This is a genomic window from uncultured Methanobrevibacter sp. (genome assembly GCF_902784195.1).
Lineage (GTDB): Archaea > Methanobacteriota > Methanobacteria > Methanobacteriales > Methanobacteriaceae > Methanobrevibacter.
In genome coordinates this window covers 448,987-471,048 of the sequence record NZ_CACZTX010000001.1, presented here as the reverse complement: position 1 = coordinate 471,048, position 22,062 = coordinate 448,987, and the positions used below count along the sequence as shown (strand labels likewise).

The 22,062-nt window shown below is 30.6% G+C and carries 23 protein-coding genes and 1 pseudogene; 21 read left to right on the top strand and 3 right to left on the bottom strand.

Annotated features, from left to right (window positions below; all coding sequences use genetic code 11):
* Positions 1-70: 70 nt before the first annotated feature.
* From metK to QZU90_RS02055, 20 genes and pseudogenes are all read left to right on the top strand, one after another.
* Complete coding sequence (gene metK / locus QZU90_RS02150) at positions 71-1,243, top strand: methionine adenosyltransferase (RefSeq protein WP_296855258.1); 1,173 nt, start codon at positions 71-73, stop codon at positions 1,241-1,243.
* 633 nt (positions 1,244-1,876) lie between these two features.
* Positions 1,877-3,373: a DUF2193 domain-containing protein gene (locus QZU90_RS02145; RefSeq protein ID WP_296855256.1), complete on the top strand. Its 1,497-nt coding sequence runs from the start codon at positions 1,877-1,879 to the stop codon at positions 3,371-3,373.
* A gap of 107 nt (positions 3,374-3,480) precedes the next feature.
* The gene (locus QZU90_RS02140; RefSeq protein WP_296855254.1) at positions 3,481-4,254 is read left to right on the top strand and encodes an MIP/aquaporin family protein; all 774 of its coding nucleotides are present in this window, start codon (positions 3,481-3,483) and stop codon (positions 4,252-4,254) included.
* Positions 4,255-4,570: 316 nt separating this feature from the next.
* Entirely contained in the window at positions 4,571-5,548 is a 978-nt protein-coding gene (gene bsh, locus QZU90_RS02135; RefSeq protein ID WP_296855252.1) for a choloylglycine hydrolase, read from the top strand.
* 100 nt (positions 5,549-5,648) lie between these two features.
* The gene (gene rbr / locus QZU90_RS02130) at positions 5,649-6,194 is read left to right on the top strand and encodes a rubrerythrin (RefSeq protein ID WP_296855251.1); all 546 of its coding nucleotides are present in this window, start codon (positions 5,649-5,651) and stop codon (positions 6,192-6,194) included.
* A 455-nt stretch (positions 6,195-6,649) separates the two neighbouring features.
* On the top strand, positions 6,650-7,198 hold the full coding sequence (locus tag QZU90_RS02125; protein ID WP_292787240.1) for a 50S ribosomal protein L15e: 549 nt from the start codon (positions 6,650-6,652) through the stop codon (positions 7,196-7,198).
* Between the two features lie 147 nt (positions 7,199-7,345).
* Positions 7,346-7,786 carry an RNA-binding protein gene (locus QZU90_RS02120; RefSeq protein WP_296855249.1) on the top strand — a complete coding sequence of 147 codons (441 nt, stop codon included), beginning with the start codon at positions 7,346-7,348 and terminating at the stop codon, positions 7,784-7,786.
* A 94-nt stretch (positions 7,787-7,880) separates the two neighbouring features.
* Complete coding sequence (gene rnp3 / locus QZU90_RS02115; RefSeq protein ID WP_296855247.1) at positions 7,881-8,786, top strand: ribonuclease P protein component 3; 906 nt, start codon at positions 7,881-7,883, stop codon at positions 8,784-8,786.
* A complete protein-coding gene (locus QZU90_RS02110) occupies positions 8,783-9,172 on the top strand; it encodes an Rpp14/Pop5 family protein (RefSeq protein WP_296855245.1) in 390 nt (129 codons plus the stop codon). Before rnp3 ends, QZU90_RS02110 begins: the two co-directional genes overlap by 4 nt.
* A 501-nt stretch (positions 9,173-9,673) precedes the next feature.
* Positions 9,674-10,561, top strand: a complete 888-nt coding sequence (gene psmA, locus QZU90_RS02105) for an archaeal proteasome endopeptidase complex subunit alpha (RefSeq protein ID WP_296855242.1) — start codon at positions 9,674-9,676, stop codon at positions 10,559-10,561.
* 289 nt (positions 10,562-10,850) lie between these two features.
* Complete coding sequence (locus tag QZU90_RS02100) at positions 10,851-11,555, top strand: ribosome assembly factor SBDS (protein ID WP_296855240.1); 705 nt, start codon at positions 10,851-10,853, stop codon at positions 11,553-11,555.
* A 140-nt stretch (positions 11,556-11,695) separates the two neighbouring features.
* Positions 11,696-12,526 (top strand): annotated as a pseudogene (gene rrp4, locus QZU90_RS02095) (exosome complex RNA-binding protein Rrp4); the annotation flags it as partial.
* 617 nt (positions 12,527-13,143) lie between these two features.
* Positions 13,144-13,854: an exosome complex exonuclease Rrp41 gene (gene rrp41 / locus QZU90_RS02090; protein WP_295607562.1), complete on the top strand. Its 711-nt coding sequence runs from the start codon at positions 13,144-13,146 to the stop codon at positions 13,852-13,854.
* Between the two features lie 11 nt (positions 13,855-13,865).
* On the top strand, positions 13,866-14,657 hold the full coding sequence (rrp42, locus tag QZU90_RS02085; protein WP_296855238.1) for an exosome complex protein Rrp42: 792 nt from the start codon (positions 13,866-13,868) through the stop codon (positions 14,655-14,657).
* A 504-nt stretch (positions 14,658-15,161) separates the two neighbouring features.
* Positions 15,162-15,431, top strand: coding sequence for a 50S ribosomal protein L37Ae (rpl37A, locus tag QZU90_RS02080; RefSeq protein ID WP_292788178.1), 270 nt, complete (start codon positions 15,162-15,164; stop codon positions 15,429-15,431).
* Positions 15,432-15,563, top strand: coding sequence for a DNA-directed RNA polymerase subunit P (locus tag QZU90_RS02075; RefSeq protein WP_292777583.1), 132 nt, complete (start codon positions 15,432-15,434; stop codon positions 15,561-15,563).
* Between the two features lie 227 nt (positions 15,564-15,790).
* Positions 15,791-16,282, top strand: a complete 492-nt coding sequence (locus tag QZU90_RS02070) for a Brix domain-containing protein (RefSeq protein ID WP_295607567.1) — start codon at positions 15,791-15,793, stop codon at positions 16,280-16,282.
* 40 nt (positions 16,283-16,322) lie between these two features.
* Entirely contained in the window at positions 16,323-16,616 is a 294-nt protein-coding gene (locus QZU90_RS02065) for a KEOPS complex subunit Pcc1 (RefSeq protein WP_295607569.1), read from the top strand.
* A 200-nt stretch (positions 16,617-16,816) separates the two neighbouring features.
* Positions 16,817-17,164: a prefoldin subunit beta gene (locus QZU90_RS02060; RefSeq protein WP_295607572.1), complete on the top strand. Its 348-nt coding sequence runs from the start codon at positions 16,817-16,819 to the stop codon at positions 17,162-17,164.
* Between the two features lie 88 nt (positions 17,165-17,252).
* Positions 17,253-17,549 (top strand): DUF3194 domain-containing protein, encoded by a 297-nt coding sequence (locus QZU90_RS02055; protein WP_295607575.1) that lies wholly within the window; start codon positions 17,253-17,255, stop codon positions 17,547-17,549.
* A 155-nt stretch (positions 17,550-17,704) separates the two neighbouring features.
* Here the strand turns inward: QZU90_RS02055 and QZU90_RS02050 are convergent, their stop codons facing one another.
* From QZU90_RS02050 to QZU90_RS02040, 3 genes are all read right to left on the bottom strand, one after another.
* Positions 17,705-19,141: a glycosyltransferase family 2 protein gene (locus QZU90_RS02050; protein ID WP_295607577.1), complete on the bottom strand. Its 1,437-nt coding sequence runs from the start codon at positions 19,139-19,141 to the stop codon at positions 17,705-17,707.
* Positions 19,142-19,272: 131 nt separating this feature from the next.
* The gene (locus QZU90_RS02045; RefSeq protein WP_296855233.1) at positions 19,273-19,581 is read right to left on the bottom strand and encodes a hypothetical protein; all 309 of its coding nucleotides are present in this window, start codon (positions 19,579-19,581) and stop codon (positions 19,273-19,275) included.
* Between the two features lie 7 nt (positions 19,582-19,588).
* Entirely contained in the window at positions 19,589-21,040 is a 1,452-nt protein-coding gene (locus QZU90_RS02040) for a hypothetical protein (protein WP_295607582.1), read from the bottom strand.
* Positions 21,041-21,266: 226 nt separating this feature from the next.
* On the opposite strand from QZU90_RS02040, the gene QZU90_RS02035 reads away from it, so the two are divergent.
* Positions 21,267-22,025, top strand: coding sequence for a 4Fe-4S binding protein (locus QZU90_RS02035; protein ID WP_295607585.1), 759 nt, complete (start codon positions 21,267-21,269; stop codon positions 22,023-22,025).
* The last annotated feature ends 37 nt before the right edge of the window (positions 22,026-22,062 follow it).

Here is a 22,062-nt window from a genome sequence, read left to right as displayed (position 1 = left end):
TTGAGATAATTTTTATATAAATAATTTTTTATGAACAAACAATTTATACGTATTATTATATGGTGAAAATATGAGTGAAGTATATAAAACATTCACATCCGAATCAGTAACTCAAGGACATCCTGATAAAGTTGCTGATATTATATCTGATGCAATTTTAGATGCATACATGGAACAGGACCCTCATGCTCACGTTGCATGTGAAACTTGTGTAACAACTGATTTCTGTCTGGTATTCGGTGAAGTTACAGCAGATGCTAACATTACTAGAGAAGATATTGAAAGAATCATTAGAGACACTATCATTGAAATCGGATATGACAATCCTGAATTGAAATTTGATGGTCATAACTGTGAAGTAGTCAGTTTGCTTCATGCTCAATCTCCAGACATCAAGCAAGGTGTAGACCGTGAAGGTGAAGAAAGCGGTGCTGGAGATCAAGGTATGATGTTCGGTTATGCAACTAATGAGACTGATTCATTAATGCCATTCCCAATTGATTTGGCACGTAAGCTTACAAATAAATTAACAGAATTAAGGGAAACTGGTGAAATTCCATATTTAAGGCCTGATGGTAAAGCTCAAGTTTCCGTAAACTATGATAAGGACGGAAATGTGCTTTCATTGGATGCAATTGTTCTTTCAACCCAACATGATGAGACAATGTCCAATAATCAAGAGCAACTTAAGGCAGATATCCGTGAAAAGTTATTTAAGGCAGTCATTCCACAGGAATTAATGACCGAAAACACCAAAGAGCACATCAACCCAACCGGTGTCTTTGAAATCGGTGGTCCTCATGGTGATGCAGGATTAACCGGTCGTAAGATTATTGTAGACACCTACGGAGGATATGCAAGACACGGTGGTGGAGCATTTTCAGGTAAGGACTGCACTAAAGTGGACAGAAGCGCATGTTACATGGCAAGATACATTGCAAAGAACATTGTAGCAAGTGGGCTTGCTGAAAAATGTGAAATCCAAATTTCCTATGCAATTGGAGTTGCTGAACCGACTTCCGTTATGGTGGATACCTATGGAACTGAAGTGAAAACCAGCAAATCCTTTGATGAAATCGTTCGTGAAAACTTTAAGTTAACTCCTGATGGAATCATTGAAACCTTGAACTTAAGATCTACCAAGTATAAGCAAACCGCTAAATACGGTCACTTTGGTATTGAAGGTCTTCCATGGGAGCAAACCGATAAGGCTGAAGACTTAAAGAAATACATTGTAGAATAATTTAAATTATTTCTTATATCTATTCTCAATATTTATTTCTTGAATCTTTTTGAGACTTCTTAATGAAGTTTCTACTTTTTTTTATTTTTTACATTTTTTTACTATTTTTAACACATCATGTAGGATAAACATATTACATTCATAATAATTTTCAGTTCTATTCTTTTTAACAAATTTTTGGATAAACAATTCTAATAGTTTTAGTCTAAAACATCATTTTAATTAATCATATATTCAATTAAATTAAATCAAATTTCATATCTATTTTTTCTATTTTTTTTAACGAATATAGATTATTAGTATAATTTAGAATCATTTCAAAAATTATATATATTTATTCAATTAATTATAATATAAGAGAAGATTATACTTTATAGATTTTTATTCAATATTTCATCAAAATAAAGATAAATTCTTATTTTTATTTGATTTAAATATTTTTTAATCTATTTTTTAATATAATCTTAATCTTTTATGCGTTTATTTTAATTTAACATATTGAATGAATTAATTTAATTTAACATTTTAAATTAATTTAATTTAATTTAACCTTTTAGAATAAACTAATTGATTTAACCTTTTAAAATAAAATAAACTTTAGCGGTCGAATTTTTTATATAATGTGGTGTTATGATGAAAGAATTATATGAAAAAATGATTAATGAATCAGTAGCTGCACTTCAAGCAGATATTGATGTAATTTCTAAAAATAGATACAATGACTTCAAGATTGTTGATGCAAAACCTTATGCAGATGCTGTAGCAGGCATGACCTGTGCAGATGGACAAGCAGAATCTGTAATTGACTTGCACAAGAAATCTGTAGAAAGCCATTACAAAGTATTGACTTCTGTTGCTGAAACAATCAGACCGGAAGACGATCCATTTATTGAACATTACCAAACTCCTCCTGTACTTGAAATCTTATGTGAGGAAGATGGTGAATTTGCAGATAGCATGGATGTTTTCATTAAGGCCATTGCTGACAATGAAGCATTGATTGCAAAAGAATCCATTCGTCGTTATGGCGGATTCTATGGTCCTACCTGTGTAGTGGACTTTGCATTGATGCCTGGTAGTACCTCTAATGTAGTAAACCAAATCTTGCAAACCATTGACATTCCTGTAATGCACAAGCAAGCTATTTTATCTGCAAAATCCTGGGGTATGAACACTTCCTATGGTGTTGGAGATGCATTTGCAAACGCTATTGAAGCTGGCGCAACTGCTGCTGAAGCAACTCAAAAAGAAATTGAAGCATTGCAAATGATTTACAAAGAGCCTGTAGAAGCTCAAGGAAAATTAATGGACGATGCAGGTCACTCCTCATTTGATGTAAGAAAATTCATGTTAGGATACAAAAAGGAAATGACTTCTGTTGTAAAAGCTGCAATGGATGATGGCGTACACTACGGTAACATTGTAACCGTGCCAGCATACTGTGTTGGAGATATTGGTCACCACATTGGTCAAGCAAGCTACAACATGTGTAAGGATGACGTAATCTTAGCAGTTATTCAAGCAACTGCAAAAGTAATGGAAGCTTCCTTAAAAGCTAATGTTGACAACTTCAAAACCCCTTACAATGTCTTGTCATTAGCAACCGGTTCAACTGCATGTGCTGCTGAATACATTCTTGAATTAGATGGATTCAATGCACCTATGGTTGTAGACTTATTAACCAAAAGATTCCACAACTTCGTACAACAATACCCTACCAGAGGAGCAGCTGCAGAATTGCACAACTGTGACTTTATGGACATGATCTATAGAGGTTACACTTCAATCAACAATGCTAGAAAAGCTAGAAGCAGTCAAAAAATTGACCTTGTGCCTAAAGCTGCTGGATTTGACGTTGACTTAAGTGCTATTGCTGAAAATGAAGTACTTATGAATCCACAAAGATACACTTACCCTGCTTGTGGAATTACAGTAAGATTCTCTTCATTAATGAGACTTGCAGACTACCCTTGCTTACTTACTCCTGAACCTGTAACCGCTACCATGATGACTAACATCATTGCACTTAACAAGGAAGTTCCTGGTTCCCCTGTAAGAGGATGTAAGAACTGTGCTGCATGTATGATTGATGCAAAACACGAATACTGTCAATGGAAAGAATCTGTATAAATAAGTTTATTGGATAATTTAAAGATTTTTCTTTAAGTTATCTTTATTTTTTTTTTAAGGTTTCAAACTTAATCAGTATAAGATTATTTAAATATAGGAGAGAAATTATGGCTTCATGTAATATTACTAAAAAATTCATTGCAGAGCTTATTGGTACCTTTTTCCTAGTGTTCTTCGGTACTGGATCTGCAGTTGTAACTTTACTTATTGATGATGGTGTTGATCCTGGTGCAGCTGGTATTGGGCTCCTTGGTGGTTTAGGAGACTGGTTAGCTATTGGACTTGCATTCGGATTAACTGTAATGGCATGTATTTACTTATTTGGAAAAATTTCAGGTGCACACTTAAACCCTGCTGTAACAATCGGTTTGCTTGTAAGCAAAAACATTTCATTAATTGATAGTGTTTACTACATCGTAGCACAAGCGATCGGTGCAGTTTTAGGAAGTTTATTATTATTTGTATGTTTAGGTGCTCCTGCTGTAACAATTGGAGGATTAGGTGCTACTGCGCCTGGTTTGAGTGTAGGATATATTCCAGCAATGATTGCAGAATGTATCGGTACTTTCTTCTTGATGCTTGTTGTAATGGGTGTTGCTGTGGATAAAAAAGCAGACCCTGGTGTTGCAGGTATCTCCATTGGTATGACTGTAGCTGCTGTAATCATTGTACTTGGTGCATTCACTGGTGCATCCATTAACCCAGCACGTACCTTTGGTCCTTACTTAATGGACACCTTACTTGGTGGAGCTAACCTTTGGGGATTCTTCCCAATTTATTTAGTTGGCCCTATTGTAGGTGCTATCCTTGCAGCTTTAATTTACACATACTTAGCAAAAGGAAACGACGCTTGTGCTTTGCCACAACCATTTGAAGAATAATATTTTTTTAAAATAAGAGTTTTCTCTTATTTCCTATTTTTTATTTTTTTTAATTATTAGAATTTCCCAACTTTTTTTTAATTTTTGAATTTATTGACCATTTTTCAAATTTTTTATCTATTTATTTTCATAATTGAATATTTTTTAAGATTTATATAAAAATTGTCCATTTTTTAATATTTTTATTTATACAGTTTTATAAAATTATTTTAATTTTCTATACAAAAGTTTAAATATAAGATAAAATAAATATTAAATTAACTAATTGTTTTAAAATATATGAACATTTAATTAGATTAACTTTTGAGGGATTAAAATGTGTACTGCTAGTGAATATCTAACAGCAAACCATTATTTTGGTAGAAACTTTGACTATGAAATTTCATATAATGAAAGAGTTTGCATAACTCCAAGAAACTACGAATTCAAATTTCGGAAAATAGATGACATGAAATCACATTTTGCAATCATTGGTATTACTGCAGGCATTGATGAGTATCCTTTATATTATGATGCTTGCAATGAAAAAGGAGTGGCTATTGCAGGTCTTAACTTTGCAGGAAATGCTATTTATAGAGAAATTGAGGATGATATGGTGAATGTTACACCATTTGAATTTATTCCTTATTTGTTATCGCAGTCAGAGTCGATAGAGGATGTTAAGGAATTGCTTATGAATCTTAATTTAGTAAATATAAACTATTCGGATAACTTGCCTTTATCTCCTCTTCATTGGATGATATCTGATGAGAATTCATCTATTATTGTTGAACCTTTAGAAGATGGGTTGAAAGTTTATGATAATCCTGTTGGGGTTTTAACTAATAATCCTCGCTTTGATATGCAATTATTCAATTTGAATAATTATAGGAACTTATCTGTTAAAACACCGGAAAATACCTTCTCTAAAGATATTGAATTGGATACTTATAGCAGAGGTATGGGTGCAATTGGACTTCCTGGTGACTTGTCCTCTTCATCAAGATTTGCAAAAGTGGCATTCACTAAAGAAAATTCATTCTCTGGCGAAAGTGAAAGTGAAAGTGTTTCTCAATTTTTCCATATTTTGGCCTCTGTTGAACAGCAGAAAGGATTGACATTTATTGATGATCCTGATTTATATGAATATACAATTTATTCATCCTGTTACAACACTAATAAAGGCATTTTATATTATAAAACATATGATAATCATCAAATAACTGCTGTAGATTTAAATAAAGAGAATCTTGATGGTGAAAGTTTGATCATTTATCCTTTAATTGATGAAGCGCAAATAAATTTTGTAAATTGATGCTAATCTTTTTATTATTGTTTATTTTATACAATTTTTAAAAAGTTTTTATGGCATGAAAATATAATATTAGTAATGAATTAATATTAGGAGGAATTTTATGGCAGATTTAAAAGGAACAAAAACTGAAGAAAACTTAAAAGCAGCTCTTGCTGGCGAATCTCAAGCTCGTGTAAAATATGAATTTTATGCTTCTCAAGCTAAAAAAGATGGTTATGTGGAAATCAAGGACATTTTCCAGGAATCATCTGACAATGAAAAAGAACATGCAAAAATCTGGTTCAAGCTCTTGAATGGTGGAAAAGTACCTGACACTTTAAGCAACCTTGCAGATGCTGCAGCAGGTGAGCATTATGAATGGACTGAGATGTACAATGAATTTGCAGAAACCGCAAGAGAAGAAGGATTCGATGACATTGCAGATTTATTTGATGCCGCAGGTGCTACTGAAAAGGTCCACGAAGACAGATACAATGCTTTATCTGCTAAGATAAAAGCAGACAAAGTCTTTAAAAAAGATGAAGAGATTGCATGGAAATGTAATAACTGTGGTTATATCCATATTGGAAAAGATGCACCTGAAGTCTGTCCATTATGTGATCACCCACAAGCACACTTCAGAAAACAAGACACAAGTTATATCTAATATTTTAAACTATAACTAGTTTTTTTTATTTTTTTATAGAATTAACTAGTTTTTTTTTATTTTTTTATAGAATTAACTAGAGTTTTTTTTTATTTTTTTATAGAATTAACTAGAGTTTTTTTTTATTTTTTTATAGAATTAACTAGTATTTTATTTTTTCATATTTGATTTATTTTAATAGTCTATCAATCTTCTCCCAATTCTAAAATATCTGTTTTTATACAAAAACTTTTTAAATGATTACTAGTATATATTATAATATGTTAGTGTATTTGCTGTTTGATAGCAATGTTCTAACAAAAAATTAAACTCTTATGGACTATAATATTTAGAATTTGATTAATAATTAAATAGCTATTCACTACTCTATTTAAACTAATACACTTAATCAAAAAACCATTTTAAATATTGTCCTTTGGATGTGGCGTAAAGCTGAACAAGAGGTTATTTAAATGATGTACAAATATATTAGAGATGCATGGAAAAATCCAGATGAGTCTTATGTAAGAGAACTTATGTGGCAAAGAGTTCCTCAATGGAGGAAACAACCTGCAATCACTAGAATCGATAGACCAACCAGAATTGATCGTGCAAGATCTTTAGGTTACAGGGCTAAAAAAGGTTTCGTGGTTGTAAGAGTAAAGGTTAGACGTGGTGGACGTAGGAAAACTCGTTTCAAACATGGTCGTAGACCAAAAAGAATGGGTGTAAACAAAATTACCATGGCTAAGTCTATTCAAAGAATCGGTGAAGAACGTGTAGCTAAAAAATACCCTAACATGGAAGTATTAAACTCTTACTGGGTATGGGCTGACGGAAAATACAAATACTTTGAAGTAATCTTAGTAGACCCACAAAGTCCTTCTATTAAAAACGACCCTAAAATCAACTGGATTTGTGAAAAACAGCACAGAAGCAGAGCTCTCAGAGGCTTAACCAGTGCTGGTAAAAAAGGCCGTGGCCGTAGAAATAGAGGAAAAGGTAGTGAAAAAAGATTAAAATAATCTTTTTTTAATTTTTCTTTTCTTTTTATTTTTTTTATTTTTTTAAAACTATTTTTAATTATAATCTATACTTTTTTTCAATTATTATAATTTTATTTTATAATTTTAATTAAATTTAAATTAATTTCATTATTGGGATTGTTAATCATGATTCATAATATCAGATATCGTGTCTTTATTTACGAAAATGAGGATAAGGATGAAGTTTTAGAAGCTCTTTTTAATATCTTGCCTACTGCAGAACCTGAAGTGGAAGAGGCAGAAGGTCTTTTGGAAGAGAAAATGCTTATCTTAACTGGAACTGTATCTAAAAAAAGAGAAACAAAAGAATTCATTAACACTCTTATAGAATCCATTGGAGAAGATCAGCTTGTTAAATTGTATAATGATCTAGATAGAAAAATGGATGAAAAGGGCAATTTGTTCTTAAGATTATCTAAGGAAAAGGCCTTAGAAGAGGAGTGGGAAATTCTTGATGGTGGAGACAGCATTCACTTAAAGATTAAAATAGCTGCATATCCTGCTAAAAAAGAGGTTGCAATCAAGAAAATCTCTGAAATATTCCCTGAAAATATCAAAAAAGATTAGAAACTATTTTAAACATTAATAATAAATTATAAAATATACTATTCTAATAACTACTCTAAAAAAATTATATTTAAAAGCGAATTAAGGTAATCAAATGAAATTTTATGACTTGAATCTAAGAGGGCAGAATTACGATAATGATTTGGCCTTGGTAAAGGAAGCCAATAAGTTCGGATGGGATTATCTTAATTTGAATTATTCTCCTGATAATTTTGAAAAGGCTCTTGAATATAAGGATGATTTGATTGGGGAATTATCCTCAGTTGACTTCAATCAGACCTATAGAAACAAAAAAACTAATTTTGAGCATGCTGAGCTTTCTATGGGGATAAATATCCTAAATGCCAATTCAAATGAAATCAGAAAAATAATCAACAAATATCGCAATAAGTCCAATTACATCAGCTGTTTAGGCGGTGACTTGAAGGTTAATCGTAGCGTTTGTGAAAACCATAGGATTGATGTATTGTCAAGACCTTACTATAAAAGAAGAGATTCCGGTATGAATCATGTATTGGCAAAGGAAGCTAAAAGAAACAATGTAGCTATTGAATTATGCTTTAGAGACATCTTAAACAATCATCTCAGATACAGGGCTAATGTAATAAGCAGCTTTAAGGAAATCCTTAAGTTCCATCGCAAATTCAAGTTCCCATTGATTCTAACAACAGATTCCAAATCAATTTATGATGTACGCTCTACAAGGGATGTTGTATCCTTTTTCAAGTCCATTGGATTTAGCAATGAAGAGATATACAATGGATTTTATTATTATCCTAAGCAAATCGTTGACTTCAATAAGGAAAGGAAAAGCATGATTGTTAAAGGCGTGAAACGTATAGATGGGGATGATTTCACTGATACTTATGACAATCTTGAGAGTGATTTGGAAGAATTCAATGAATTTGGGGACTTTGATGAAGACTTCGATTATGATTTGATTGATGATGAAGATATTAATGATGAATATATTGATAATGAAGAGGAGGATGAATTATGAAACTAAAGGTATTGCCTCCAACATTAAGGAAAAATCATCATTACCTGATTCTTGATGTAAAGTCAGAAGTGGAAATATCCAAGGAAGACATGTTGGTATATTGCTGGGATGCTTGCATTAGATACTGGGGAGAAAACCATTCAAGCAACTTTGACTTATGGGTCATGAGACATTATCTAATTGAAGAAAGCACCCATAATGATGAAGCTATTTTCAATTATAAGACAGTCTTAAGATGCGGAAGATCCTATGAGAATGATGTAAGGGTTGCTCTATCCACTTTAACAAGGCAAAACAAAAGGAAAATTGCCATCAATACAATTGGAGTTTCCGGAACAGTCAAATCAGGAATTTCAAAATTCATTGATGGTGATATCATCCAATAGAACTTTTTTTTTTTAAATCCGTTACTATTTAAAATCTTTCTATTTATTTCCTCTCTTTTTTTTTAAAAAATTTCTCTTTTTCTTTTCAATAAATCAATAATAAAATAAAAATTTGAAAACATTTATAAATAACTTTATTATAATATAGTATTGACAGAAATATCAATAAAATACATATTACCAAATAACAGAATGTTTGGTTTATTTTTTAAAATTAATTTGAATTTGTTTAAACGTAAATTATGGCTGAAATTTTATTTATTCTTTTTAAAAGGCTGTAATTTAGAATATAAGATGAAAATAAGATGAAATGAGTTAAATAATGCATAATCTTTAAATTTAAAAATAAATTTAAAAAGTATTTAGTTTATTTATTATTTGATAAAGTAATTATGCTGTTATTATTTTAGATAAATTGGATTGATTTTAAATAAAATATGTAATTTATTAAGTAATTTGTTTGTGAAATTAAAAATTCTAGAAAAAAATAGGTGATATTAAATGCAACCTTTACAACAACAAAATGCTGGCTATGACAGAGCAATTACTGTATTCAGTCCAGATGGAAGACTTTTCCAAGTAGAATATGCAAGAGAAGCTGTAAAAAGAGGAACCACCTCTTTAGGTCTCAAATCCAAAGAAGGTGTAGTTCTTATTGTAGATAAAAGAACTGTAAGCAGATTAGTTGAAGCAAAATCTATTGAAAAAATATTCCAAATTGACAATCATATCGGTGCTGCTACTTCTGGTCTTGTAGCTGATGCAAGAGCATTGATTGAAAGAGCACGTATTGAATCTCAAATTAACAGAATAACTTATAATGAACCAATTCTTGTTGGAGGTTTAGCTAAAAAAATCTGTGACATGAAACAAATGTACACTCAAAATGGTGGTGTAAGACCTTTCGGTTCAGCACTCATCATTGGTGGAGTGAATGGTGAAGAAGTAAAATTATTCGAAACAGACCCAAGTGGAGCTTTAATTGAATATAAGGCAACAGCTATTGGATCTGGTGTACAAGCAGCTATGGATGTCTTTGAAGAAAGATATGAAGACGACATTAGCTTATATGATGCTATAAACTTAGGTTTAGATGCACTTTATGAAGCTACTGAAGGCAGAACCACTGCTCAAAGCGTTGAAATAGCTGTCATTGAAGTAGATACTCAAAGCTACAGAAAATTATCTGATGATGAAGTATCTGAATATGTCGAAGCTCTTCTTGAGAGAAATGCTGAAGAAGAGGAAGAGGAATCCGAGGAAGATGCTGAAGATGTAGTAGATGAAAAAGCAGATCAAACCGCTGAAGCTTCCGAAGAGACTTCTGAAGATGAAGTAGATGAAAATGTTACTGAAGAAAGCGTTGGTGAAAAAGATTCTGAAGAGTAAGGCTTTAAGGGAAACTGCAAAGTTTGGCGTTAAGCTAGTTCTTACAGAAAAATTCTTAAGCGAACATAAACATTTAAGGATGATTATTAAGCATATCTAAAATCTTAGAGGATATGGGGGTTTCCCACATCTTTCTCAACATTCTTAAATTTTTATATTTTAATTTTTGAGTTCATAATGAACTCATTTTCATTTTTACATTTTTATTAATGTATATAAATTACATTTTTTATTTTTTTAAAATGTATTAAAAAGCAATATCAAATTAATTGGTTTTTGGTGAGTAAGCATGGTAAATGTAGATGATGCTATTATTGCAAGATTAGAATCTTTTGGAGAAAAATTTGAAATTTTAGTTGATCCTGATTTAGCTGCAGACTTTAGAAATCCAGATAATGAAAAAGAAATTGAAATTGAAGACATCTTGGCTGTTGAAGAAATATTCAAGGATTCCAAAAAAGGAGACAAGGCTTCTGAGGAAGCTATGGAAAAGGTATTTGGAACAACTGATGTTTTGGAAGTGGCTAGCCAAATTCTTAAAAAGGGGCATGTTCAATTAACTGCTGAGCAAAGAAGACAAATGCAAGAAGACAAGAGGAAACAGGTTATTGCTAAAATAGCTAGAGAAGGTATTAACCCTCAAAACGGTCTTCCACATCCAGCAATGAGAATTGAAAATGCAATGAACGAGGCAAAAGTTAAAGTCGATGCATTTAAATCTGTTGATGAACAGGTTCAAATTGCTTTAAAAGCAATTAAAGTTTTAATCCCAATTAAATTTGAAAAAGTTAAAATGGCTGTTAGATTGCCAAGCACAGCAGCAGGTAATGCTTATTCTGCAATTCGCCCATTTGGAAAAATTGTAAATGAAGAATGGCAGCAAGATGGTTCTTGGATTGGAATTGTAGAAATGCCTGGTGGTCTTCAAGATGATTTTAATCATAAAATGGCTTCTATCTCAGGAGGAGAAGCTGAAACTAAATTAATAAATTAACTATTTGAATGGTCTATTTGCAATTAAATGCTGATGGATTTTAATTTGATTAGAGAATAAGAGACTAATTGGATTAACTTATAGGTGTTTTAATTTAGGTGTGTAGTTGAATTTAATATACTCTTATGGGAAGTATATGTATGATATATGTGAATGAAAAAGATTTAGTTGTTCCTGGAGAATTATTAGCAGAGGATGATTATTATCCAGGAAGAGGAACCTTTGAAGATGATGGAAAAATTTGTTCCAAACTCTTAGGTTTAGTTTCTTTAAGGAATAAGAAAATTAGTGTAATTCCTTTGAAAAGCAAATATCTTCCTAAAAAAGGTGATGTGGTCATTGGTAAAATCGATGATGTCAGATTCTCAATGTGGGGAGTGGACATTAACTCACCATACTCTGGTATCTTGCCTGCATCTGAAGTATTCGGAAGAGAGAAAAAGGAATTAAGTAGAGTATTTGATATCGGTGATGTTCTTTTCTTAAGAATCGTCGATGTTGATGAAGTTAAAAAGGTTAAATTAGGTTTAAAAGGCCGTGGAATGGGCAAATTCAAAGGGGGAGTTATTGTAGATATCGCTCCTACTAAAGTGCCTCGTTTAATTGGTAAGAAAGGGTCCATGATTAATATGATCAAGGATAAAACCGGCTGTAAGATTGTAGTCGGTCAAAATGGTCTTGTTTGGGTAAAAGGTAATGAAGACATGGAACAAATCGTCAAGAACATTATCAAGTTAATCGAAAGAGAAGCTCATACCTCTGGTTTAACTGATAGAATTAAAAACAAGCTTTGTTTACTTATTGACGGCGAATTACCTCCAGAAGAGGAAGAAGTCGAAGAAATAGTCGAAGAAGAAGCTGAAGAAGAGGATGCATTTGAAGAAGGTTTGAAAAAACCTGAACTTCAAGATTTCAGAGATGAAGTTGAAAAGGAATTAGCTGAAGAAGGATTCCTTGATGATGACTCAGAAGAAGACTTGGATGATGATGATTCTGAAGAAGATGAATTCGAGGATGATGTAGAAGACTTCAATGATGAAACTGAAGATTACGAAGATATCGATGAGGAAGACTTAGATGATGAGGATTCTGAAGACGAAGATGAGGAAGACTTAGATGATGAGGATTCTGAAGAAGAAATCGAAGACTTTGAAGACGATATCTCTGATGAAGAATTGGAAGATGTAATCTCTGATGCTATTTCTGAAGATGAAGAAGACGTGGAAGAAGATTCTGAAGATTTAGAGGATTCTGAAGAGGAAATTTCTGAAGAAGAAGCTGTAGAAGAAGATTCTGAAGATGAAGATGCAGTGGAAGATGAAGAGGCTCCTGAAGAGGAAGTTGAAGAAGTTGCTTCCCAAGAAGATTCTGAAGATGATGAAAAGGAAGAAAAATCAAAAAAGCCTAATTTCATGGATACCTATGAATTTATCAATGAGCAAAAAAAGAACAATAAATCTTCTTTTGATTTAAGTCGTGCAGATAATTCTAAATCTCCTACTTTAAACATTTCACAAGGAAGAGGTATTTAAGCTGTTGAATTAAAAATTTAATAATTATTGTTAATTATGAATGTGATTTTGAAGAGGTGTTTTTTATTATCTCAAATGACAAAGAATTAAGAGCTGACGGCAGAGCTTATAATGAGCTCCGTCCAATTAAAATTGAAGCTGGAGTCTTGAAAAGAGCAGATGGTTCTGCTTACTTGGAAGTTGGTGGAAATAAAATCTTAGCATCTGTATACGGCCCAAGAGAATCCTATATCAGACGTTTATTAAAACCTAATACTGGTGTAATTAGAGTAAGATACAATATGGCTCCATTTTCAGTAGATGACCGTAAGAGACCTGGTCCAGATAGAAGATCAACTGAAATTTCCAAAATTGCTGCTGATGCACTCAGACCTGCTTTAATGTTGGAATCTTTCCCAAGATCAATGGTTGATGTATCAATTGAAGTTATTGAAGCAGAAGGAGGAACCCGTTGTGCAGGAATCACTGCAGCTGCTGTTGCTTTAGCTGATGCAGGTATTCCAATGAAAGATATTGTAGTGGGTTGTGCTGCAGGTAAGGTAAACGACCAAATTGTTTTAGACTTATCTGAAAAAGAGGATAAGGAAGGACAAGCTGACGTTCCTATCGCAATCATGCCAAGAACCGGTGAAATTACTTTACTCCAAGCAGACGGTAACTTAACTGAAGAAGAATTTGAAGAAGCTTTGGATTTAGCTATGGAAGGATGTATGAAAATTAGCGAACTCCAACATGAAGCTTTAAAAAACAGGTATAGTTCTGAATAGGTTGTGAAAATATGGATATTGTACCAGAAATTACTAGAAGAAGTATTACAAGACTTATAAATGATGGTAAAAGAGCTGATGGAAGAGCTTTTGATGAAAGAAGAGATATTTTCATTGAACCTAATGTGATCGATAAGGCAGAAGGTTCTGCAAGAGTTAGATTAGGTGACACTCAAGTTATTGTAGGTGTTAAACCAACTATTGGTGAACCATTTGGAGACACCCCTAATTTAGGTGTATTGATGACCAATTGTGAACTATTGCCAATGGCTGCTCCTGGATTTGAACCAGGTCCACCTAGCCCTGAATCCATTGAACTTGCACGTGTTGTAGATCGTGGAATCCGTGAAAGTGAATTAGTGGACTTAGAAAAGCTTTGTATTGAAGAAGGCAAAAAAGTATGGATGCTTTTCATTGACTTACACGTAATTGATTACGATGGAAACTTGTTTGATGCATCCAATCTTGCTGTAATGGCAGCTTTAATGAACACCAAATTGCCTGTTGCTGAATACATTGATGATGAAGTTGTTTTATCTGAAGATGAAACCATGGATTTACCTATTAGAGATAAATTGGCTTTATCCACCTTTGTAAAAATCGGCAATGGATTGATTTTAGATCCTTCCTTAGAAGAGGAAGAAATCTTGGATGCAAGAATTACCATTGGTGTAACTGATGAAGGAAATCATGTCTGTTCCATGCAAAAAGGTGGAGAAGCACCTTTAAGTAGAGATGAAATCCTTGATGCTGTTCACATGGCATTCACTACCAAAGATGACTTATTAAGTCATTTAGACTAGTTTGGGAACTATTCCTAACTAGTTTTTAATTATTTTTTATTTTTTAATTTATTTTCAAAATTTTATTTTTATTTTCAAAAATCCTTTCAATATATATAATTATTGTAAAAAATGGTTTAATTCAATGTTAAATTGTAAAATTAAAGATTTATTTAAATCTAAAATAAAAAATAGCTATTTTTCTCAAATTAAAATATCAAAAAACCATTAACTTTATATACTTTTAAATACTATATTATATTATTAGTTAAGTTTATAGCCTAATTGCTGTAATGGCTTTATAATTTTAACAATATTCTCTTTATTTTAATTATCGTTTATAGGTTATAATTAGTAAAGTAGATCTTTTTATTTAATCTTATAATTAAAGACAAGAGTATGTCTTATTACTTCATATTTATTGTTTATCATGTGATGGATTAAATAATACATAAAATTAAGCTTTGTAGGTGTTGAAGCTTAATCACTTATTTAATTAATTCAATTTTACTGGAGATATTTTAAATGGCAAGAACAAAAAAAGTTGGTATTACTGGCAGATTTGGTGCTAGATACGGAAGAAAAGCAAAAAGACAAGTTAAGAAAATCGAAGAAAACATGAAAAAGAAACATGTTTGCCCTAAATGTGACAGACCTTACGTAAAAAGAGTAAGCGCTGGAATTTGGGAATGTAAAAAATGTGGTACTGTCTTTACCGGTGGAGCATACGTACCTGAAACTCCAATGGCAAAAGCTGCTACCCGTAACATTAAAAGAGTAGTTGGAGGAAACTAATTGTACAGATGTCCTGAATGTGGAACTGAAGTTGACCACAAAGGTTACATGGAAAATAAATGTCCTAAATGCAGATATAGGATTTTATTTAAAAAAGTTCCAGAAGTCAGAAAACTTGTAAAAGCAAGATAGTTATTAAATAATTTTTTATTTATAATTATTCTTTAATTATCTTTAATAACTATTTAGCTTGGCGGTCTGATCACTGCTTTCATTTTCTATTTTTATTAGCTATTTAGTTATTTTAGCTATTTGCTAATTTTAATTGCCTATATTAAAATTAGCCTTTTTATAATTTTTACTAATTTTATGCATATCTATTTCTAATTCCTATCAAAATTATAAAAAAGAGGATTATCATGCTTATTTCTACATCAAGAAAACCATCTCAGAAAACAAGAACATTCTGCAAGAACTTTTCCCATGCTTTTGGATTTGATTATACCAATAGGGGAAAAAGCAGCTTAAGGGATTTGCTTATTAAAGCTAAGCAATTAGGTCATGACAGTCTTGTTTTAGTGTATCAGATAAAGGGAAATCCAAGCAAACTAACCTTTTATGACCTTGAGGCAAATGAAAAATTGGCATTGCTTGTTTCTGTCAACACTACAAATGAGCGTCTTCACATCAGCCCTAAGGATTTGAAAATCAGATCAACTGTCAGGGAGTTGGATGTTTTGGCTGAAGTATTGGGGATTGAAGTTACTACAGAGCCTCAAGACTCAAATTACATCAGGATATCCTATGCTGACTATGATGATGAAAAGAACTTTGCAATACTCTATTTTGTAAATAAGAAAGGGGAACAAATAGATTTCCAAATAAACGTAAAAAAAATAGTAGAAAATTAAATTCATTTATTATTTGCTTTAAAATCATTGATTTATTAATTTGTTTTATCCAGGGGAGATTCTTATTAGTGAAAGTGAAATTCTAAAATCAATAAACAGTGATATTGTAATTGATTTTGATACAGAAAAGCAAGCTAAAATCGTTTACGATTCCATTTTGCTTGAATTTGAGACTTCTCCTGATTACAGATCTTCTATGGATTTGAAATTGGATAAGAATTCTATCATAATCACAATAGATGCAGAAGATGCCACATCTTTTAGAGCATCAATCAATTCAGCTATCAAATGGATTAACTTATCCGTTGAGATAAATGAATTGACTGAAAACTAATTGTTTGCTTGAGATTAATTTTTAGTTTTCTAATTTTAAAATTAATCAATTTCTCAATTTCAATCAATTTAAATTTTCTAAATCAATAGTTTTAAATATTTAACTAATAATATATTATAGTATAATGATTTATTAGCTAATTATATTAAATAATTAAAAATTAAACTAATATTATTATAAAAAAGATTAAAGGTGAAAATATGGAAATTCCACAAAATATACAACATCAATTAAACCAATTCCAACAATTACAACAACAAGCTCAAGCTGTTACCATTCAAAAACAAAATGTTGACATTCAATTAAGAGAAACCGAAACTGCGCTTGAAGAACTTAAAAAGACTCCAGAAGGAGCTGAAGTATTCAAATCTGCAGGAAACTTATTAATTAAAGTTGAACGTAATGAAACTTTAGAAGAGCTTGAAGATAAAGTTGAAACTCTTAAATTAAGACAACAAACCATGACCCGTCAAGAAGAAAGAGTCATGAAAAAACTTGAAGAAATGCAAGCAACCATCCAACAAGCTATGGGTGGAGTACAAGGATAAATAGATTAAATTAATTTTTATCTATTTTCTTTTTTTATCTTTCATTTTTTAATTCGTATTGTATAAAATGATTTTTTAAGGTGTTAACATGGTATCAAAACTTAAAGAATTATCAGAAGATGATCTTGAAGACATTTCAAATTTTTTGTCTGAAACTATTGAGAAAAAAATTCAAGCATCTGTAAAGTCACAAAAGGAAATTTTGGATATGGATGTAAGCATTGAAATTAGCTATCCTGATGAAAATGGTGAACTTGATGTAGATGCATCAATTGAAATTGATACAGATGAGTTGTCCGACTTATCTAATGAAAGAATCGATGAAGTAATCGATGAGTCTTACTTAGAACTTGATGAATACATTAATGAAAATTATAGATTATAAGTTGTAATCTTTTTTTAAAATTTTCATCTATATTTTCATAACTTTTTTTATATTTTTTTATTAAATTTTCTTCTAAATTTTATAATTTTTCTATTATTTCATTTTTTTAGAAACATCTTTTTTTTTTTTTTTTAATGATAATTAATTCAACAATTTTATTCATTGTGATAAATTACTAAAGTGTATTTATCTAAAATGATGTTTTCGTCATGATTAGGAAAATTCAATTTCATAGGATATTTATTTGAATCTATTTCCATATCAAAATGAATTCTATTTTCACTATCTCTTAGATCAAATTTCATTTCATAGAAATATCTTTTAGCAATTATCTGGCTAGTTGAAATTGTGCTTTCCTCTTTGAATAAGTTCAAATCCAATGCCTCATCATTTCTGTAGGCAGTGATTCTAAAATTATCCCATGGATAAAATCCAAATGAGCATTTTAAATTTATAGAGTTTCCTTCTTTTTTCAAATCTGTAATTTTTATCTTATGATTTGATAGCTTATCAAATTCCTTTTTGCCGTAATATAAAATTAAGTCTTTATCCCATTTTTCAATATCAAAAGAATCTTTTCCATTTTTAAAACTAAGAATATGGTATTTTTGGAATTTATTTAGTTTCTGTGATAGAATTATCTCATCATCCACATGCTGAATTACATCATGGATATTTTTATAATATTCTTTCATTTCCCTTTCATCCAATATTCCATCTTGAGTATTTTCCAAAAATAGCCATTGGAGGTCGTACATTAAGACAGATTGGATATATTTCAAAACAGATCCGTATTTTTCCATTGAATATCTTATCAATTCCTTAAAATAAATCTCCATACGTGGATTAAAATATGACTTTTCAAATTTTTTTGTATTTATTAATGACTCTTCTTCAAATCGTTTTCGATAGAGATATCTTGTAGTTCCCACTACCCCAAATTTACATTTTTCAAGTATTATCTTATTTATAAAAAGGGAATCTTCGGATATGAAAAGGCCTTTCTTGAATTTAAATTTTATTGCTGCTTCTCTTCTTAAGAATGAAGAGTTTACAGGGGTTCTCGGAAAATCGTATTCCTCAAAAATGTTTACAACACGATTCTTTTTGAATTTATGATTTAAACCCATAGGGCCTTCAACGGCATCAAATTGGTATCTTGGCATTGAAATTACATCAATATCCTCATCAAAATCTAATAAATTTGAAAATATTTCCTCTAAGGCATTTGATTCTAACTTATCATCACTATCTAAAAAATTAATCCATTTACCTTTTGCATATTTCATGGAAGTATTCCTTGCAACTGATACTCCCTGATTTTCCTGATAGAAATATTCTATATTGCGAGGATATTTTTCACAGTATTCCTTGCAAATCTCTGAAGAGCTATCTGAACTGCCGTCATCCATTAAAATGATTTGAACTTTTTGGAAATCGAAGGTCTGATTTATAACAGAATCAATAGCCTCAGCTAAATATTTTTCTGTATTATATATTGGTATAATGATGGAAAAGATAAATCCCTTTTCATTATTAAAAAAATTAGTTTTTTTAAAAATTCTGTAAATGAGTTTCTCTTTTATTGACATGAAAATCTTAAAAGTATTATTTTTTTCTTTTGCATAGAAATTGAAGAAGTCATTTGATTAATTTGCTGATGTATCTTAAAGGTTTAGTAATTCTCCAACTAATAGTGGATTTGATAAGTTTATTTTCATTTTTAAGTTTTGAAATTGTTTTTTCTTTTGTTTTTGTTTCTTGTTTTAAAGCTTTCACTTTCTGTTCTTTTGCGTTTTTTTGCGTTTATTTTTTGTTTCAGTGCTTTTGTTTCCTGTTCTTTTGCGTTTATTTTTTGTTTCAGTGCTTTTGTTTCCTGTTCTTTTGCGTTTATTTTCCGTTTTAGGGTGTTTATCTCTTGTTCTAGAATAAATGAATATTCAATGTTTCGATTTAAAATTATGTCTTTTTCATTTAACAGGGAATCCAATTTATTAAAATATTCTTCATCAAATTTCTCTTCTGTTTTCATAAGGTAATCACCCAACAAACTCTTTTTGTTTTTTTTCATTTATTATGATCTTTTTAATTTCTGGAAAATGTTCTAATAAATTATTGAATTGCTTATCATTGTTTCCTTCTTTGTTGTAAAGCCATAATGTAGGAGCATTAATAAGACCAAGTTCTTGCGTAATATTTACATATTTCAGTATGTTAAAAGGATTATCAATACATGTAATTTTAGTTTTGTTTAAGACGGCCATTGCCCAAAACCAAAGATCATCAGTTGTAGGGCAGAATTCTTCGAATAAGTTTTTTTCAAATACCTTATTGGAAAGGGCATTTGGGAAATATAATATGCCTCCAGCACCAGTAGGTAAATTTAGATATGAGCTTTCACTATCATCATTAATCAGATTCCAATTGTTGTATGGAAGTATTTCATCTTCAGAATTAATTTTGATACGTCTTGTTCTTGAGGATATGATTGTATTTGGGTGTTTTTCGTATACTTTCCACATATCCTCTAGCCATGTTTCATGATAGTAAATGTCATCATCAGCAGTAACTAAAAAATCTTTAGGATATTTCTCTAGGGCAGGTATTAGTTTTTTATAGGATTTGATGTCATCACACCATTCAATTGTTAAGCCATTAGACTTTAGTTTCAATAGATTATTAGGCAAATCTTCTTCCTTATTTGGAAATTGTTCTTCAGCTAACCATAGAACTACTTTGTCTGGCTTTAATCTTTGGTTTAAAAGGGAATAGATAGTATAATGAATTTCATTTATGCGGGCTGGAAAAGAAGTTAATGTGACAATTAATAAAGGGGCATTCTGTTTATCTTGATTAATGCCTATTTTTGAAAAACTTTCTATTTCAGAATCTAGTTCCTTTTTAATAATGTAATTATAGAATCCATTTGCATGCATTTCAAAAGATGAATACTTTAATTGGGTTTCCTCATTTAAAACCCATATGAAGAATCTATACAAGTCTAAAGGTAATTTTTTAAAGATTTCATTGCTTATGTCTGTATTTATGAAATCTGAACGCATCATTCTATAAAAATCTTCTTTATGGTTCTCTTGTGAGTCCTCTAAAAATTTTTTTGAAATTTTTAATTTAAGCTTTAGGAAATCAAGATTGTAATATTCCTGCAAGGAATTTTCTTTTAGGAATCTTTCAAATTCTTTCAAAATGTCAAAAATAAATGTTTCTTCTTTAAATGAATATTCCTTAATAAAATCAGATGATTCGCCATTATCAGTTTTAATTAAATTATCTTTTACAAAATTATTATCTTGAATGGCTTTTTTTAATGGTTCAGTTTCAGAAATTGAATAAATAATTTCAGATGATTCATTATGGCTCTTAATGTAAATTATTTCAATTTCATAAAGTGTTTGATTTCTAATTGTGTTATCAAAATTATTTGCCCTATCTTCAATTTTTAAAATAGGGATTTTAATAAGTAATTTAGACATTTTTTCTCCAGAATATCATTTATTAACTAAATTAAGTTTAGTTAATCCTTTCTTTCTTTATTTAAGGATTATATGTTGAGGTATATATATATATTTTTAGTTTTTTTTATAGGGTATAATACTACTCATATTAACAAAATGTACATATTTAAAAAATAATAAATATAATAATAAAAATAGTATAAATCATTTTTTAGAAATTTAGATTTTAAATTAAGGTGAGAATATGAGTAAAATAACAAATATATTTTTTAGCCCGTCTGAAACAACAAAAAAAGTACTTAATCAAATGGCGAGTAACTTTAGTAAAGATTATGAAATTTGTGATTTGCTTTACTTTGATGGTGAAAAAGAATTTTCATCGGATGATATTGTTTTAGTTGGAATGCCTGTTTTTGCAGGAAGAATTCCAAAAACCGCAAGAGCAAGATTATCCAAGTTAACTGGAGACAATACAAAAGCAATAGCTGTTGTAAATTATGGAAATGCACATGTAACTGATGCATTGCTTGAACTTGTTGACTTATTGGATGAAAATGGTTTTGATGTAATTGCTGCTGCATCCACTATCAGCCATCATTCCATATTTGATGGTGTTGCAGTTGGAAGGCCTGATGATTCAGATATTGGAAAAATCAATGAATTTGCACAAAAGTGTATTGAAAAAATAGCAGCTGGTGATTCTTTAGAAACTGAAATTCCAGGAAACAGACCTTATGTAGATTATAAAACCCTTCCATTCATTGTATCCTGTGATGAAAGTAAATGTGTATTCTGTCTTGAATGTATAGGTGTTTGTCCTGAGAAAGCTATTCCTGATGATGATCCAGCAGATGTTGACCTAGACTTATGTACAAGATGCACTTCATGCATAAACATTTGCCCAGAAAATGCTAGGGCTTTCACTGGAGAAGCATTTGAAGCTAAAAAACCAGCATTTGAAAGTGCAAATGCAGAAAGAAAAGAACCTGAATTTTACTTATAGTTTTTTATTTTTATTTCTTTTTTTTTAATCTATTTTT